Raw genomic sequence first — 16,550 nt, 5'->3', positions numbered from 1 at the left:
CCGCACCCGCTGGAGATGGCGATCACCTTCAACCGTTACGGCGACGGCATCGAGTCGCAGGGAACTCCCGAGAGCCTCACTGACGAGGCGCGCGCGACGTTCACCGGGGCGCCGACCACCGCGGTACCGGGCATCGCGATCGGCGGCCATGTCGCGCTGCAGCAGGGTGAGCAGCGCACGTACTGGCGCCTGCCGGACAACCACCTGGAGCTCCGGATCGGCTTCGGCATCCTGGCGCGCGCCCACTCGCCGGGCCACCGGTTCCGGGACGTCGTGCTGATCGACCAGAACGGCAACACGCTCGTCCCTCACCGCTACGGCACGGACGGCTCCACCCATGGCACCAAGTCCGTGCTGGTGCAGGTGTCGCCTGAGGAGGCGATGGCCGCAGCCACACCGGAGGCGTGCAAGGAGGCGTTCGAACGGCTCGGCCGGTCGGTGTTCGCCGCGGCGAAACGCGGCGAGTACATCTACGTCGAGCAGTTGGAGAACGAGCTGAAGCAAGACCCGTACGTGCTGCTCGCGGTGATGGGCCTCTACGACGACGACCCGCAGGCCGTTGCCTCCGGCTCCCCGGCACCGTCGACGAACACGCAGTTCAACGGCCTTCCGACGCTGGAGGGGCCGGCGTCGGCGGAGAACATCATCGGACTCGGGCCGCTGGCGTTGCAGGCGATCAACGACTGGGGGATCCACCCGCTGCACGTGGTGCCGACGTACCACCGACCGACGCGCTGATCGCAAATATTTGCAAGACCCGACGTATTGTTTCCCGCCGTTTGTCGTGGTTTCGTGCAGCAACCCTGCAAGAAGTTGCGACAAGGAGGTCGCGATGCGTCGGGTCGTCGCCGCGCTCGCTGCACTGGTACTGCTGCCTCTCACACCGGTCCAGGCCGTTGCTCAACAGAAGCAACGTCTGGCCGTGGGGGAGGTGGTGGATGTCGCGCCCGGTGTGCGCGACGGGGACGCAAAGCTCGCTTTGCCGCCCAAGCGTGATGACCTTCGGGGTGAGCGCTTCTACTTCGTGATGCCGGACCGGTTCGCGAACGGGGAGACGCGCAACGACAAGGACGGCTTCAACCCTGCCGACAAGGGCTTCTACCACGGCGGCGACCTCAAGGGCCTGCACTCGAAGCTCGACTACCTCGACGGCATGGGCATCACGGCGATCTGGATGACGCCGATGTTCCTCAACCAGTGGGTGCAGGGCGACTCGGCTGCCTATCACGGCTACTGGACCGTCGACTTCACCAAGCTGGACCCGCACTTCGGCACGGTCAGGGAGATGCGCGACCTGATCCGCGACGCACATCGCCGCGGCATCAAGGTGTTCTTCGACATCGTCGCGAACCACACCGCCGACGTGATCAAGTACGCCGAGAACAAGACCTCGTACGTCAGCACGGGTGCGCAGCCTTACCTGGACGCCGACGGCAAACCGTTCAACATCGCGGACTACGCGGGCCGCAAGGACTTCCCGAAGCTGGACGCGCAGAAGTCCTTCCCGTACACGCCGGTCAAGCAGGGCCCGACGAAGTACCCGTTGTGGCTCAACGACTCCACGCTCTACCACAACCGGGGTGACTCGACGTTCTCCGGCGAGTCGAGCGAGCAGGGCGACTTCTCCGGGCTCGACGACCTGATGACCGAGCACCCGCGCGTGGTCAGCGGCATGAAGGACATCTTCACCAGCTGGATCGACACGCTCGACATCGACGGCTACCGCGTCGACACCGTCAAGCACGTCAACCTGGAGTTCTGGCAGGCGCTGGCGCCGCACGTGAAGCAGTACGCGAACCGCAAGGGCAAGAAGGACTTCTTCGTGTTCGGTGAGGTCTTCGACTCCTCACCGGAGAACACCTCGAAGTACACGACCGCCGGTCGCATGCAGGCCACGCTGGACTTCCCGTTCCAGAGCAGCGCGGTGAGCTTCCTGTCCGGCAAGGGTTCGCAGCGGCTCGGTGAAGTGCTGCTGGACGACGACCGCTACACCGACGCCGACTCCAACGCCTCGTCCCTGCCGACGTTCCTCGGCAACCACGACATGGGCCGCATCGCGTGGATGATCCGCAACGACCGGCCGGGCATCACCGACGCCGAGCTGCTGGAACGGTTGAAGCTCGGCAACACCCTGATGTACCTGTGGCGCGGCAACCCGGTCGTCTACTACGGCGACGAGCAGGGCTTCGCGGGCACCGGCGGCGACAAGCTGGCGCGCCAGGACATGTTCGCCTCGAAGACGCCGGAGTACATGGCGGAGAAGCTGATCGGCAGCGACCGCACCGGCGCCGTCGACAACTACAACACCGCGCACCCGCTGTACCAGCAGCTCAAGGCCCTGGCCACGCAGGTCGACCAGGACCCGGTGTGGCGTGACGGCAACCAGGTGCTCCGGTACGCCGACGCCGACGTGTTCGCCTTCAGCCGCATCCTCGGCCGCGAGCACCTGGTCGTGGCCAACGCAGGCACTGCTCCGGCCACGGTGACCGTGCCGGTGTCGTCCACCGCCTTCGAGAACGCGCCGGTCGTCAACGGCCGCGTCACGGTGACCGTGCCCGCGCTGTCCTCGTTGGTGCTGAAGGGAACCAGCGACGTCGCTGCTTCGAAGCCGGCACCCACGTTGATCGCTCCGGCGGCGGGAACGGTGCTGGACGAGCGGGTCGAGCTCCGTGCGGACGGCATCAGCGCGCCCAACGCGGCGGCCACGTTCGCCGCACGCGTCGAGGGCACGAGCGACTGGACCGTGCTCGGCACCGACGACGCGGCGCCGTACCGGGTTTTCGCCGACCTGTCAGCACTTCCGGGTGCCGCGGTCGGCAAGCGGGTCGAGCTGCGGGTGGTGGCGAAGTCCGGCGAGATCGGCGCGGACGGCGCGTTCGTGTCGCTCGTGGCGGCGCCGCCGGTCCAGGACCCGGGCACGAAGAACCCGGACTGGCTGGTCGTGCACTACCAGCGGGACAACTACGACGGCTGGGGCCTGCACGTCTGGGGTGACGTCGAGACGCCGACCGAGTGGAACGCGCCGCTGCCGTTCGCGGGGGAGGACGCCTACGGGCGCTTCGCGTGGATCAAGCTGAAGCCCGGCGCCAAGTCGGTCGGGATCATCGCGCACAAGGGCGACGAGAAGGACACCTCTGCAGACCGGTTCGTCGACCCGAGCGTGACGCCCGAGGTGTGGCTGAAGCAGAACGTCGTCGCGGTGCATCCGTCCGAGCAAGCGGCCACCGGCAAGGCGGTCGTGCACTACGTCGGTGACGCCACTGGAGCCGTCGTGCGCGTTGCCGGACGGGCGGATGTGCCGTTCTCGAACGGTGTCGCCGAACTTCCGCCCACGACTGACTTCTCCGTGGTGCGCGGCACGACCGTGGAAGCCTCCGGCAAGTTCACGAGTGGCCACTCGTGGGTTGCCGGCGGGAAGGTGCACGCTACGAAGGCCGCCGCCGAGAACCGGGCGGTGATCCACTACAACCGCCAGGACGGCGACTACACCGACTGGACCATGTACCACTGGACGGGTTCGCTGGAGCCGTCGCCGGGCTGGAACCAGTCGCGGGTGCCGGACGGACGCGACCAGTTCGGCGTGTACTGGTCCGTGCCACTCGCGGCTGGCGCGGCCGGCCTGAGCTACATCATCCACCGCGGCGACACCAAGGACCCCGGCCCCGACCAGTTCCTCGACCTGGGGCAGAAGGGGAACGAGGTGTGGCAGTTGCAGGGCAACGAGACCTATCTGCTGCCGCCCAACACCGGTCCCGCCGCCGATGACGACCTGACCAAGGCCAAGGCGATCTGGATCTCGCGCGACAAGGTCGTCTGGGACGTGCCGAGCATCCAGTCCGACGGCTACCGGCTGGAGTACGGCTCGCGCGTCCTGCGGCTGTCGCCCACGACCGAGGAGGTGCCGGCGCAGTTCCCGCACCTGCGAGGAAAGCCGGTGTTCGCGGTGCGCGGGTTCGTCGACGAGGCGTTGCGGGACAAGCTTTCCGCTGTGCACGTCGACGCCGGTGGCGCGATCCGGCACCGCACGAGCGTGCAGATCGCGGGTGTGCTGGACGACCGTTTTGCTGCTGCGGCGACGAAACTGACGTTCGGACCGACGTTCGACGGCGACTGCGTGACGGTGCGGTTGTGGGCGCCGACGGCTCAAAACGTGAAGCTGCGGCTCTTCGACCAGCCGTCCGGGGACCCGGTTCGCGTGGTCGACCTGAAGCGCGACGACGCGTCGGGCTCGTGGTCCGCCGCCGGCAACTGGAAGAACAAGTACTACCAGTTCGAGGTCACCAACTGGCAGCGCACGGTCGTGGTCACCGACCCGTACTCCGTCGCGTTGTCGGTGAACTCGACGCACTCGCAGTTCGCCGACCTCAAGGACAGCCGGTCGATGCCGTCCGGCTGGTCGAAGGACGTTGCGAAGGGCATGGGCGGTGCGATCACCGAGCTCCACGTGCGGGACTTCTCGATCAACGACGAGTCAGTCCCGGCGGCGGATCGCGGTACCTACAAGGCGTTCACGCACCGCGATTCCGTTGGCATGAAGCACCTCAACGCGTTGGCCGCCGCGGGCATGGACACCGTGCACCTGCTGCCGACGTTCGACATCGCGACGATCCCCGAGAAGCGAACTGAGCAGGCCACGCCCGCGTGTGACCTGAAGTCGCTGCCCGCGGACTCCTCCGAACAGCAGGCGTGCGTCGGCGCGGTTGCCGGTCGTGACGGCTTCAACTGGGGCTACGACCCGTTCCACTACGACGTGCCCGAGGGCTCGTACGCCACCGCGGACGCGCAGAACGGCTGGGCACGCTCGAAGCAGTACCGCGAGATGGTGAAGTCGTTGCACGACAACGGCAACCGCGTGGTGGTGGACGTGGTCTACAACCACACGGCGGCGTTCGGCGACGCACCGACGTCGGTGCTCGACAAGGTGGTGCCCGGCTACTACCAGCGGCTCAACCTCGACGGATCGGTCGCGAACTCCACGTGCTGCGCGAACACCGCCTCCGAGAACGCCATGATGGGCAAGCTCGTCGTGGACTCCGTGGTGCGGTGGGCCCGCACGTACAAGGTCGACGGGTTCCGGTTCGACCTGATGGGCCACCACCCGAAGGCGAACATCCTCGCGGTGCGGGCCGCTCTGGACGCGTTGACCGTCGAACGTGACGGCGTGGACGGGCGCAAGATCGGCGTCTACGGCGAGGGCTGGGACTTCGGCGAGGTCGCCGGCAACGCCCGGTTCGAGCAGGCCACGCAGGCGAACATGGCCGGGACGGGCATCGGGACGTTCAGCGACCGGCTCCGTGACGCGGTGCGCGGTGGTGGGCCGTTCGACGACGACCCGCGCGTGCAGGGGATCGGGTCCGGTCTGGCCGGGGACGTGAACTCCTCGCCCGCCAACGGAGACGTGGCAGCGCGGCTGGAGAACTACAGCGACCTGGTGAAGCTGGGCATGGCCGGGAACATGGCCTCGTACCGGTTCCAGTCCACGGCCGGGCCTGTGGTCGCCGGTCGGGACGTTCGGTACAACGGTTCTCCTGCCGGCTACACCGGGCAGCCGTTGGAGGCGATCACGTACGTCGACGCGCACGACAACGAGACGTTGTTCGACGCGTTGGCCTACAAGCTGAAGCCCGAGACTTCGATGGCAGACCGGGTGAAGATGCAGACGGTTGCGGTCGCACCGGCGTTGCTGGGACAGGGCCGGCCGTTCATGCACGCGGGCACCGAGTTCCTGCGCTCGAAGTCGTTGGACCGCAACAGCTACGACTCCGGTGACTGGTTCAACCCGTACGACCCGTCGTTGCGCGACAACGGTTTCGGTCGCGGGTTGCCGCCCAAGGCCGACAACGAGTCGAAGTGGCCGTACGCGAAGCCGTTGCTGGGCATGGCGAAGCCGTCGTCCGCGGACATGAGGGCCTCGCTGGACGCGACCCTGGAACTGCTGCGGATCCGGCAGTCGTCGCCGCTGTTCTCGCTCGGTTCCGCGGACCTGGTGCAGCAGAAGGTCTCGTTCCCGGCCGCGGAGTCCGGTGTGATCGTCATGCACATCGACGACACGGTCGGGCCGGACGTTGATCGTGGTCGGCAGGGTCTGCTCGTGGTGATCAACCCGAATCCGACGGACAAGGCCGTGGCGCTGCCTCCTGGCGACTGGAAGCCTATGACCAGGGAAAAGCGGGTCGGCGCGGCGCGATCGGTCGTCGTTCTGGAGAAGTAGTCCCGTCGACAAATAGTTTGAGTCGAGAATATTCGGTACCGTAGTGCTCATGGGCACGACGGGGTGTACTGACCTGATGATGCTGCTGCATCTGACCGGGCACGCGCTGGAGACCGAACTGACGGCGAGGCTCGCGGAGATCGGACTGACTCCGCGAGCCCGCTGCGTTCTGTCCAGTGCCCTCAAGGCGGAGCGGACGCAGTCGGAGATCGCCGACGAGGTCAGCATCGACAAGACGACCATGGTCGTGACCCTGGACGTGCTGGAGCAGGCCGGGTTCGCCGAGCGCAGGCCGTCGCCCACGGACCGTCGTGCGCGTGTCGTCGCGGTGACCGAGCAGGGACGGGCGATCACGGAGAAGGCCGACCAGGTGGTGGCCGACGTCTACGAGAGCGTCCTGGGCTCGTTGCCGGTCGATGAGCGAGAAGGCCTGGTCAAGGGCTTGACGCGACTGCTGGAAGGCCGTCTGAGCACCCCGATGCCGTGCGAGAGGCCGCCGCGCAAGCGTGCTCTGCGTCATGCCGTCGGATAAAAGATAGTCCCGTACAAAACTATCTGTTACGGTTCCTCTTATGACTTCAGGGGGACCGAAGACGGACTCGCGCTGGTTGGCGCTGATCGTGCTGTGCGCGGGCATGCTGATGATCGTTCTCGATCAGACGATCGTGAACGTCGCGCTGCCCGCGATCGAGGAAGACCTCAAGTTCGGCCAGGCCGGCCTGGCCTGGGTCGTGAACGCGTACCTGATCGCCTACGGCGGTCTGCTGCTGCTCGCCGGTCGGCTGGGCGACCTGATCGGGCACAAGAAGGTGTTCCTGATCGGCCTGGGCGTCTTCACGGTCGCGTCGCTGCTGTGCGGCGTGTCGTTCAGCGCCGAGATGCTGATCGTTTCGCGCTTCGTGCAGGGCGCGGGCGGCGCGCTGGCCACGTCCGTGACGCTGGGCATGGTCGTGACGATGTTCCCGAAGCCCGACGAGCAGCGCCGCGCCATCGGCGTGTTCAGCTTCGTCGCGGCGGCCGGGGCGTCCATCGGCCTGTTGCTCGGCGGCGTGCTGACCGACGCCATGTCGTGGCACTGGATCTTCTTCGTGAACATCCCGATCGGCATCGTGGCGGCTGTGGCTGCCGTGCGGTTGGTGCCTTCGTCGGTGGGGCTGGGACTGCGTGAAGGTGCGGATGTCCTTGGTGCGCTGCTGATCGTGGCCGCGGTGATGCTCGGGGTGTACACGATCGTCAAGGCTGAGCACTACGGCTTCGGCTCTTCGCAGACGTTGGGGCTGGGCTCCGTGGCTGTGGCGCTGCTCGTTGGATTTGTTCTGCGGCAACGGACTGCGGCCAAGCCGCTGCTGCCGTTGCGGGTGTTCAGGTCTCGCAACGTGACCGGGGCGAACCTGGTGCAGATCTCCATGGTCGCCGGGATGTTCGGGCTGTTCTTCCTCGGCACGCTCTACATGCAGCTGGTGCTGGCTTACTCGCCGTTGGAGATCGGTCTGGCGTTCATGCCTGTTGCCGGTGCTATCGCGGTGTTCTCGGTGTCGCTGTCCGCTCGGCTGAACTCGCGGTTCGGGGAGCGGAACATGCTGATCGTGGGGCTGCTGTTCATGCTGGTCGGCATGGTGGTGTTCACGCAGGTGCCGGTTGACGGGTCCTATGTGGCGCACATCCTGCCTGCGGTGGCGCCGTTGGGGATCGGGCTCGGGCTGTCGTTCCCGGCGTTGATGACGCTGGCCATGTCCGGGGCCTCGCAGGATGAGGCCGGGCTTGCTTCTGGGCTGGTCAACACGACTGCTCAGGTGGGTGGGGCGCTCGGGTTGGCCGTTCTGGCTACTACTTCGACGTCCTACACGTCGTCGTTGGTGGCTTCCGGGGTTGGGCGGTTGGAGGCGTTGACCTCCGGGTTCCACCTGGCGTTCTGGATTTCCGCTGGGTTGGTGGCTGTGGCGCTGGGGCTGGCGGTGTTCGTGTTGCGGCAGGTTTCTGTGGCAGCGGACGCGCAGCCGGTGCTGGTGCACTAGCTAGCTGTTCTTGTTTCGGGGGTCCTCGGTGCGCGGAATCGCGCACCGAGGACCTCCGGCTCTGTCAGACTTTTGGAGTGCTGACGGCGGGATGGACCAAGTGTCCCTACTGCAAGCTGTTATGGGACACGGAGAGGTCCGGCGTTGCGCGATGGCGTCCGCCCGGCGAACCCGAGAAGATCCGCTACTCCTGGATTCCCGAGATCGGGGATCTGCGCGGTAGCCCTGACACGATCTTTCACCCGGTGTGCTTCGCGCAGTACGAGGGTGTGTCGGCACTGATCGAGCTGGTGCACCGGTACGACTCCATCGGGCGACTTCGTCCGAAGCTCACGGCGCGGACCTACGGGCGGCGGCGGTGACCGAGCTTGTGCGGTGGACGGCCGGCGGCGTTGCGAACGTGGTGTGCGCCTTGTGCGGCAGGGTCCTGCCGTTGTCCGGGCCGTGTGTTGCGCGGTGGTCGGCTGATGGCGAGGGTTCCTACGACTACGTGATGTTCATCGAGGACCTTCGCACGGCCGAGCCTGAGTTTCTGCACGCCGAGTGTTTCGCGGAGAGGCGCGGGTACCGCAGGTTGGTCCGGCTGATCGTTCGGCGTCGCGACTCCGAGGTTCGGCGTAGGTTGTACGACGGACAGGTCCGGCGCGGGGTGTGTTGAGCGGGTGGCTACCCTGTCCGCACTTCCCGTATCTGTTTTGCAAGGAGTTGTCCGTCGTGTCCGAGCGCACCCTGGTTCTGGTCAAGCCCGATGGCGTTGAGCGTGGTCTCGTTGGCGAGGTGATCGCCCGGATCGAGCGCAAGGGGCTGAAGCTCGCTGCGTTGGAGCTCCGTACCGCTGACCGTGCTACCGCTGAGCAGCACTACGCGGAGCACGATGGCAAGTCGTTCTACAACGACCTCGTCGACTTCATCACCGGTGGGCCGTTGGTTGCTCTGGTGGTTGAGGGGACTCGGGCCATTCCGGCGTTCCGTCAGCTGGCTGGTGGGACTGACCCGGTTGAGAAGGCCACCCCGGGGACCATTCGTGGGGACTTCGGGCTTGAGGTTCAGTACAACCTCGTTCACGGGTCGGACTCGGCTGAGTCGGCTGAGCGGGAGATCAAGATCTGGTTCCCGAACCTCTGATTTCCTCTGATTTTCCTCGGTTCCTGACCAGGGGGACGCGCCTGTTTTGTGGGCCGTCCCCCTGTTTCGTTGGCGGGTTCCTGTTTGTTGTCCGTAGGTGGGTGCGTTGCGGGCGGCGGGTCCTGTTGATTTTCTGGGAGCTCCGCCCCGGACCCCGCCAATCTGATCAAAGACCGGCTGGCGCCGCACGCGGGTAGATGGCACGCCTGTTGCTCAGGGCGGCTTGGCTTCGCCGTTGCGAGATGTCAGGTTCGGCGCGGGCTTGAGCCCAAGCCTCCTGGGTTTGCCCCGTTGAGGATCGTGCCCTCCGGGTAGCCGAGCGGCAGGTACATCGAGACGTCGTCCCAGCGCTCGTTGCCCACGGCGATGGCGTTGGGCATGCGGCCGTATTCGCGGAAACCCAGGCTTTCGTAGAGCTCGATGGCGCCGTGGTTGTTGCCGCGCGTGCCGAGCATGACGATTTCGATGCCCGCGTCGCGGGCGTGGTCCACCAAGCCCTGAACGACCCGTTTGCCGAGGCCCAGGCCGCGTGCATTCGGGTGGGCCATGACCTGTTGGATTTCGGCGCGGTGTTGGAACACTGCGGTGCCGCCGCGGCGCCAGAGGCCGACGGCTTGGACCACGCCGTCCACCTGGGCGGTGACGAAGGCGGCGTCGTTGTTGCGGACCTGCTTGAGGACGCCGTCCAGCCAGGTCGAGATGCGTTCCAGGGTTGGAGGCTCGTGGTAGCCGACGGCGCCGCCTGCTGCCACTACGTCGTGGACGACGGTGTGGATCTCGGTGCGCAGCTGGTCGGTGGGCTCGGACAGCCACCTGAGTTCGATCTCTGGCATGGGGCGATGGTAATTGCGTCGAAAATTGTCAGACCTGTTCGTTAACGTCGGGTGGGTGGAGAACCTCGTCGAGGCCAAGGCTCTGACCAAGCACTTTGGGACGTTCGAGGCCGTTCGCGGCATCGACGTGGAGGTGCGCCGGGGTGAGGCGTTCGGGTTTTTGGGGCCGAACGGGGCCGGGAAGTCGTCGACCATGCGGATGATCTCGTGTGTGTCGGGGCGGACGGGTGGGGACCTGAAGGTGCTCGGGATGGATCCGGGGCGGGACGGGCCGAAGATCCGGGCGCGGCTCGGGGTGGTGCCGCAGCTGGACAACCTCGACACCGAGTTGACGGTTCGGCAGAACCTGCAGATTTATGGAAGGTACTTCGGGATGTCCCGGCAGCGGTGCCGGGAGAAGGCTGCGGAGTTGCTGGAGTTCGCGCAGCTCACGGATCGGGCCGATCACGAGGTCGAGCCGTTGAGCGGTGGGATGAAGCGGCGGCTGACGATTGCGCGGTCGTTGGTGAACGACCCGGAGTTGCTGCTGTTGGACGAGCCGACTACCGGGTTGGACCCGCAGGCGCGGCATCTGTTGTGGGACAGGCTGTTCAGGCTCAAGCAGGACGGCGTCACGCTGATCATCACGACGCACTACATGGACGAGGCTGAGCAGCTTTGTGATCGGCTGGTGGTGATGGACGCCGGGCGGATCGCCGCTGAAGGGTCGCCGAGTGAGTTGATCAGCCGGTACTCGACCAAAGAGGTGTTGGAGCTGCGGTTCCAGCCTGGCGCGGAGAAGCCGGACCTGGAGCGGTTTGCGGAGCGGGTTGAGGTGTTGCCCGACCGGTTGTTGTTGTACACGCAGGACGGTGAGCACACGCTCAACAAGGTGCATGAGAACGGGGTGCAGCCGATCCAGAGCTTGGTGCGGCGCAGTTCGCTGGAGGACGTTTTTCTGCGGCTCACCGGCCGGACGTTGGTGGACTGATGCAGACGTTGAGGGCCTCCTGGTTCGGGTTCGAGAAGCACTGGACGTGGTACCGGCGCAACTGGCGGGCGACGGTGGTGTCCAGTTTCTTGACGCCGGTGTTGTTCCTGCTGGCGCTGGGGATCGGGTTCGGGTCGCTGGTGCAGTCGACGACGCTGATCGGCGGTGTGCCGTATCTGGAGTACATCGCGCCTGCTCTGGTCGTCATCACGGCTCTGCAAGGGGCCACGTTCGAGTCGACGTACGCGATCATGTCGGCGTTCATGTGGCAGAAGACGTATGTCGGGATGGTGGCCACGCCGATCACGCCCGCGCAGGTGTTGTACGGGCAGGTGTTGTGGATCGGCGCGCAGTTGTTCGCGCGTGGTGCGGTGTTCGTGGGCATCGCGGTGGCGCTCGGGGCGGCGTCCGGGCCGGGGATTCTGTGGTCGGTTCCGATCGGGGCGGTGGCGGGGCTGGCGTTTGCCTGTCCGCTGATCGCGTACAGCGCGACGTTGGACAAGCCGGACAGCTTCACGACGATCTTCCGGTTCGTGATGATGCCGATGATGTTGTTCACCGGGACGTACTTCCCGGTCAGTCAGTTGCCGGACTGGTTGGAGCCCGTGGTGTGGCTGACGCCCGCTTGGCACGGGATCGAGCTCGCCAGGGGGACGGCGTTCGGCACGCTCGGGGCTTGGCCGCTGCTCGGGCACCTCGCGTTTCTCGTGGCGATGACGGCGGTGGGTGTGGCTTTGTCGGTCCGCTTCTTCCACCGCAGGCTGGCGGTGTGACATGACCCAGACCCTTGATCGTGCGAAGAACTCCGCGCCGGCCAGCGTCGGGCTGCTGTGGCGGGTGATTCCGCCCGGGTTGTACGGCGGGCGGGCCAGCATGCTGGTCGAACGAGCCGCGGTGGTGAACCGGCGGGCTTGGTTCGTGCTGGTCGGCGGGGCTTTCGAGCCGATGCTGTTCCTGTGGTCGCTGGGGCTCGGGTTCGGGCAGATGGTGAGCTCGGTGGCCGGGCCGGACGGGCAGCCGATCAGTTATGCGGCGTTCGTGGCGCCTGCGTTGCTCGCGGCGAGTGCGATGAACGGGGCGGTGTACGACGCGACGTTCAACGTGTTCTTCAAGTTCAAGTACGTGAAGTTGTACGACGCGATGCTCACGACGCCGATGGGGCCGATGGACATCGCGATCGGCGAGATCGCCTGGGCGTTGTTGCGAGGAGGGCTGTACTCGGCCGGGTTCCTGGCGGTCATGCTCGGGATGGGGCTCATCGTCTCGCCGTGGGCGTTGCTGGCGTTGCCGGTGGCGCTGCTGGTGGCGTTCGCGTTCGCGGCGGTGGGCATGGCGGCGACGACGTTCATGCGGTCGTGGCAGGACTTCGATCTCGTGCAGCTGGCGGTGCTGCCGTTGTTCCTGTTCTCGACGACGTTCTACCCGCTGTCGGTCTACCCGGGCTGGCTGCAGGTGGTGGTGTCGTGGACGCCGCTGTACCACGCGATCGAGCTGATGCGCGGCCTCACGCTGGGCGTTGTGGGCTGGGGAATGCTCGGTCACGTGGCGTATTTCGCGGTTCTCGCGGCCGTGGGAACGGTGGTGGCGGCGAGGCGGTTGGGGAAGTTGTTGCTGGATTGACCGCGATTCGGCTGTGTCGCGTGGGGGCCGTTACTCTGGTCGCGTGAGTGTCGAGTCTGTTTTCCCCAGGTTGGAGCCTCTGCTGCCGCGGATCTCCAAGCCGGTGCAGTACGTCGGCGGGGAGCTCAACGCGACCGTCAAGGACTGGGACGCGGCGTCCGTGCGCTGGGCTTTGATGTATCCCGACGCGTACGAGGTCGGGCTGCCCAACCAGGGCGTCATGATCCTCTACGAGATCCTCAACGAGCTGCCGGACGTGCTCGCCGAGCGCACGTACGCCGTGTGGCCGGACCTCGAAGCGCTCATGCGTGAGCACGGGGTTCCGCAGTTCACGGTGGACGCGCACCGGCCGTTGAAGGCGTTCGACCTGATGGGCATCAGCTTCGCGACGGAGCTGGGCTACACGAACATGCTCACGGCGCTGGACCTCGCCGGCATCCCGCTGCACGCCGCCGACCGCACCGAGGACGACCCGATCGTGGTCGCCGGTGGGCACGCGGCGTTCAACCCGGAGCCGATCGCGGACTTCGTGGACGCGGCGGTGCTCGGCGACGGCGAAGAGGCCGTCCTCGAGATCACCGAGATCGTGAAGAACTGGAAGGCCGAAGGGTCTCCCGGTGGCCGCGACGAGGTGCTGACCAGGCTCGCCGAGACCGGTGGCGTGTACATCCCGCGGTTCTACGACGTGGAGTACCTGCCGGACGGCCGCATCCAGCGCGTCGTGCCGAACCGCGACCGCGTGCCGTACCGCGTGTTCAAGCGGACCACGATGGACCTCGACGCGTGGCCGTACCCGAAGCAGCCGCTGGTCCCGCTCGCCGAGAGCGTGCACGAGCGCATGAGCGTCGAGATCTTCCGCGGCTGCACCCGCGGCTGCCGCTTCTGCCAGGCGGGCATGATCACCCGTCCGGTGCGTGAGCGGTCCATCGAGGGCATCGGCGCGATGGTCCAGAAGGGACTGGAGGCGACCGGCTTCGAAGAGGTCGGCCTGCTGTCCCTGTCCAGTGCCGACCACAGCGAGATCGCGGAGATCACCAAGGGCCTCGCGGACCGTTACGAAGGCACGAACACGGGCCTGAGCCTGCCCAGCACGCGCGTCGACGCGTTCAACATCGACCTCGCGAACGAGTTGTCCCGCAACGGAAGGCGCTCGGGCCTGACCTTCGCGCCCGAGGGCGGCAGCGAGCGGATGCGGCGCGTCATCAACAAGATGGTGTCCGAAGAGGACCTCATCCGGACGGTGTCGGCGGCGTTCTCCAACGGCTGGCGGCAGGTGAAGCTGTACTTCATGTGCGGCCTCCCGACCGAGGAGGACGAGGACGTCCTGCAGATCGCGGAGATGGCGAAGAACGTCATCCGCGCGGGCCGGCAGGCCAGCGGCCGCAACGACGTCCGCTGCACCATCTCGATCGGCGGTTTCGTGCCCAAGCCGCACACGCCGTTCCAGTGGGCCCCGCAGTGCGACCCGGACATCGTCGACGACCGCCTCCGCAAGCTCCGCGAGGCCGTCAACGCCGACCGCAGCCTCGGCCGCAACATCGGCATGCGCTACCACGACGGCAAGCCGAGCCTCATCGAAGGCCTGCTCAGCCGCGGTGACCGCCGCATCGGCAAGGTCATCGAGGCGGTGTGGCGCGACGGCGGCCGGTTCGACGGCTGGAGCGAGCACTTCTCCTACGACCGCTGGACCGCCAAGGCAGCGGAGCAGCTGGAGCCCCTCGGCGTCGACCTCGCCTGGTTCACCACCCGCGAGCGCGAGGAGCTGGAGGTCCTGCCCTGGGACCACCTGGACTCCGGCCTCGACAAGGAATGGCTCTGGGCCGACTGGCAGGACGCGCTGGACGAGCGCGAGCAGGACGACTGCCGCTGGACGCCGTGCTTCGACTGCGGTGTCTGCCCGGCCATGGGCACGGACATCGAGGTGGGTCCGACGGGCCGCAAGCTGCTGCCGATCTCACCGGTCGGCGTGGGCTCGCCGGTGAAGAACCCGGCACTGACGCCGTAGTGACCGACGCCGAGGTGCTGGACCAGGTGCTCGGCCTCCTCCGGCCCGACGTGGGCTGGACGGAGGCCGGCCTGGCCAGTGCGGTGGAGGCCGTCGACCTCGGCGAGGCCGTCTCGACGCGCCTGGGACGTGAGTCGCGGTACCGGAGAACTTTCGTTCACCTGCCCGAAGCGTGAACTTCCCAACCCCTGTCGGCGTCCAGAACTGCAAGCGCCGAGACGGCTCCGTGCCCGCAGCCAGGCGTTCACCCTCGGAGGCGAAGAACCTCAGCGCGCCACCCGGCCCGATGAACCGCAGCCGTTCCGCAAGCAGGCGTTGACGATCACTTCGTGACAGCGGCCAGCGCGTCCACGAGTCCGTGGCCGTAGAACGAGTTGTACTCGGAGTACCCGGTGCAGAACGCGTCCTGCACCCCAGTCCCGTTGAGGTCGTAGTCAGCGGGACACGCCAGGGTCTGAGCCTGCGCGTTCAACATCCGCCCCAACGACACCGCGTCGGTCTCGGGATGCGTCGACGCGATCAACGCCGCAACACCCGCCGCGTGCGGTGTCGCCATCGACGTGCCACACGAGTAGTCGTAGCCAGACGGCACGGTGGAGAGCACACAACCCGTGGGCGTCCGCGTGTCGCCACCCGGCGCCGTCACGTCGATCGCACCCAGCCCGTACGAGCTGTAGCCCGACTTGGTCTTGGTCTCCTCGACCGCCGACACGCCGACGACGTTCTTGAGCTGCACCGGCAGCACCACGCACGAAGGGTCGACCGGCCGGGTCTGCGCGTCACCGTTCGTCGGCGACAGCGAGTCACGGCCAGGCCGGGAGAGATCCGCGGCGTTGTTGCCGGCCGCCGCGACGGTCAGCACGTTCTGGGAGGTCGCGTAGTCCACGGCGCGGCGCACGGCCTCGTAGATGACCTGCTGACCCGGCTCGCTCTGGCAGGTGAAGAGGTACGGGTCGATGAAGTAGCTGTTGTTCGTGATGGTCATGCCCTGCTGGGCCGCCCACATGAACCCGCAGACCGCGTACTCGGGGTAGATGAAGCCGTCGTCGTCGACGACCTTCACGGACGCGATGCGCACACCCGGCGCCACGCCCGTGGTGCCGCGGCCGTCGTCGGCCGCCGCGATCGTGCCGGCGACGTGGGTGCCGTGCGCAGAGGTCGTCGGGATCCACGCGGAGGGTGACGTATCGGGCTTACCGGTCAAACAGCCCGCGGACAGTTCCGGGGCCAGTGCCGGCGCGAGGTCGGGGTGGCGCGGGTCGATTCCGGAGTCCAACACGCCGACGACCACGGACCTGGAACCCGTGGTGATCTCGTGCGCGGCCGGGGCCTGAATGAGATCCATGTCCCACTGCTCACCGGAGCGCGCGCCGGAGGGGCGCAGCAGCTCGGTGTCGTCCTTCTTGCGCTTCACCGACCGCTTGGCGGCGCTCTCGGCCTGGGCGCTGTAGGCGCGCTGGGGGCCGATCAGCTTGAGGAACGACGGGTCCGGCGAGGTCGCCACGGCGACCGCGATCTGGGGGTAGTAGACGGTCGTGGTGCCGCACGCCTCGGTGATCTCCGCCGCAGCCGTCGCAGCGGGTGTGGCCTGCGGGAACACCACGAGGTAGCGCAGGAGAGGACCCGGCTGGATGCACGTCGGCCCGGCGGGCGCCGCTTCGGGTTCCGCGCCCGCGGGCAGTGACGCCGCCAAGCACCCGGCCGCGAGCAGGGCGGTCATCGCCGCCGTCCGTGCGCGGTGGAGCAGAGGCACCACGGACCTCCAGGTTGG

At 67.1% G+C, this 16,550-nt stretch carries 12 protein-coding genes; 10 read left to right on the top strand and 2 right to left on the bottom strand.

Going from position 1 to position 16,550, the window contains the following annotated elements; translation table 11 throughout:
* Positions 1–832 precede the first annotated feature (832 nt).
* The 5 genes from pulA (at position 833) to ndk (ending at position 9,351) form a co-directional block, all read left to right on the top strand.
* Positions 833–6,211, top strand: a complete 5,379-nt coding sequence (gene pulA / locus LFM09_RS41470; protein ID WP_414102126.1) for a pullulanase-type alpha-1,6-glucosidase — start codon at positions 833–835, stop codon at positions 6,209–6,211.
* Positions 6,212–6,260: 49 nt separating this feature from the next.
* Positions 6,261–6,743, top strand: a complete 483-nt coding sequence (locus LFM09_RS41465; protein ID WP_414102125.1) for a MarR family winged helix-turn-helix transcriptional regulator — start codon at positions 6,261–6,263, stop codon at positions 6,741–6,743.
* A gap of 40 nt (positions 6,744–6,783) precedes the next feature.
* Positions 6,784–8,226: a DHA2 family efflux MFS transporter permease subunit gene (locus tag LFM09_RS41460; protein WP_414102124.1), complete on the top strand. Its 1,443-nt coding sequence runs from the start codon at positions 6,784–6,786 to the stop codon at positions 8,224–8,226.
* Between the two features lie 77 nt (positions 8,227–8,303).
* Complete coding sequence (locus LFM09_RS41455; protein WP_414102123.1) at positions 8,304–8,588, top strand: hypothetical protein; 285 nt, start codon at positions 8,304–8,306, stop codon at positions 8,586–8,588.
* Positions 8,589–8,940: 352 nt separating this feature from the next.
* Positions 8,941–9,351 carry a nucleoside-diphosphate kinase gene (gene ndk / locus LFM09_RS41450; RefSeq protein WP_045316836.1) on the top strand — a complete coding sequence of 137 codons (411 nt, stop codon included), beginning with the start codon at positions 8,941–8,943 and terminating at the stop codon, positions 9,349–9,351.
* Positions 9,352–9,596: 245 nt separating this feature from the next.
* Here the strand turns inward: ndk and LFM09_RS41445 are convergent, their stop codons facing one another.
* Entirely contained in the window at positions 9,597–10,184 is a 588-nt protein-coding gene (locus LFM09_RS41445) for an N-acetyltransferase family protein (protein WP_414102122.1), read from the bottom strand.
* A 55-nt stretch (positions 10,185–10,239) separates the two neighbouring features.
* On the opposite strand from LFM09_RS41445, the gene LFM09_RS41440 reads away from it, so the two are divergent.
* From LFM09_RS41440 to LFM09_RS41420, 5 genes are read left to right on the top strand one after another with little or no spacing between them, the layout of a single operon-like run.
* The gene (locus LFM09_RS41440) at positions 10,240–11,154 is read left to right on the top strand and encodes an ABC transporter ATP-binding protein (RefSeq protein ID WP_414102121.1); all 915 of its coding nucleotides are present in this window, start codon (positions 10,240–10,242) and stop codon (positions 11,152–11,154) included.
* Positions 11,154–11,927: an ABC transporter permease gene (locus LFM09_RS41435; RefSeq protein WP_414102120.1), complete on the top strand. Its 774-nt coding sequence runs from the start codon at positions 11,154–11,156 to the stop codon at positions 11,925–11,927. Before LFM09_RS41440 ends, LFM09_RS41435 begins: the two co-directional genes overlap by 1 nt.
* A 1-nt stretch (position 11,928) precedes the next feature.
* Positions 11,929–12,774, top strand: a complete 846-nt coding sequence (locus LFM09_RS41430; protein ID WP_414102119.1) for an ABC transporter permease — start codon at positions 11,929–11,931, stop codon at positions 12,772–12,774.
* A 43-nt stretch (positions 12,775–12,817) separates the two neighbouring features.
* Positions 12,818–14,779, top strand: a complete 1,962-nt coding sequence (locus LFM09_RS41425) for a TIGR03960 family B12-binding radical SAM protein (RefSeq protein WP_414102118.1) — start codon at positions 12,818–12,820, stop codon at positions 14,777–14,779.
* Positions 14,779–14,955 (top strand): hypothetical protein, encoded by a 177-nt coding sequence (locus LFM09_RS41420; RefSeq protein ID WP_414102117.1) that lies wholly within the window; start codon positions 14,779–14,781, stop codon positions 14,953–14,955. Before LFM09_RS41425 ends, LFM09_RS41420 begins: the two co-directional genes overlap by 1 nt.
* Positions 14,956–15,101: 146 nt before the next feature.
* Here the strand turns inward: LFM09_RS41420 and LFM09_RS41415 are convergent, their stop codons facing one another.
* Positions 15,102–16,535: a S8 family peptidase gene (locus LFM09_RS41415; protein ID WP_414102116.1), complete on the bottom strand. Its 1,434-nt coding sequence runs from the start codon at positions 16,533–16,535 to the stop codon at positions 15,102–15,104.
* Between the last annotated feature and the right edge of the window lie 15 nt (positions 16,536–16,550).

Origin of the sequence: Lentzea alba, assembly GCF_047445655.1 — a bacterium.
GTDB classification, from domain to species: Bacteria; Actinomycetota; Actinomycetes; order Mycobacteriales; family Pseudonocardiaceae; genus Lentzea; species Lentzea alba_A.
This window is presented reverse-complemented; position numbering and strand designations above follow the sequence as displayed.

Excerpts from the sequence above, each read along its gene's own strand:
- LFM09_RS41460 (WP_414102124.1), top strand. The coding sequence starts at position 6,784 with ATGACTTCAGGGGGACCGAAGACGGACTCGCGCTGGTTGGCGCTGATC.
- LFM09_RS41430 (WP_414102119.1), top strand. The coding sequence starts at position 11,929 with ATGACCCAGACCCTTGATCGTGCGAAGAACTCCGCGCCGGCCAGCGTC.
- pulA (WP_414102126.1), top strand. The coding sequence starts at position 833 with ATGCGTCGGGTCGTCGCCGCGCTCGCTGCACTGGTACTGCTGCCTCTC.
- LFM09_RS41465 (WP_414102125.1), top strand. The coding sequence starts at position 6,261 with ATGGGCACGACGGGGTGTACTGACCTGATGATGCTGCTGCATCTGACC.
- LFM09_RS41435 (WP_414102120.1), top strand. The coding sequence starts at position 11,154 with ATGCAGACGTTGAGGGCCTCCTGGTTCGGGTTCGAGAAGCACTGGACG.
- LFM09_RS41445 (WP_414102122.1), bottom strand. The coding sequence starts at position 10,184 with ATGCCAGAGATCGAACTCAGGTGGCTGTCCGAGCCCACCGACCAGCTG.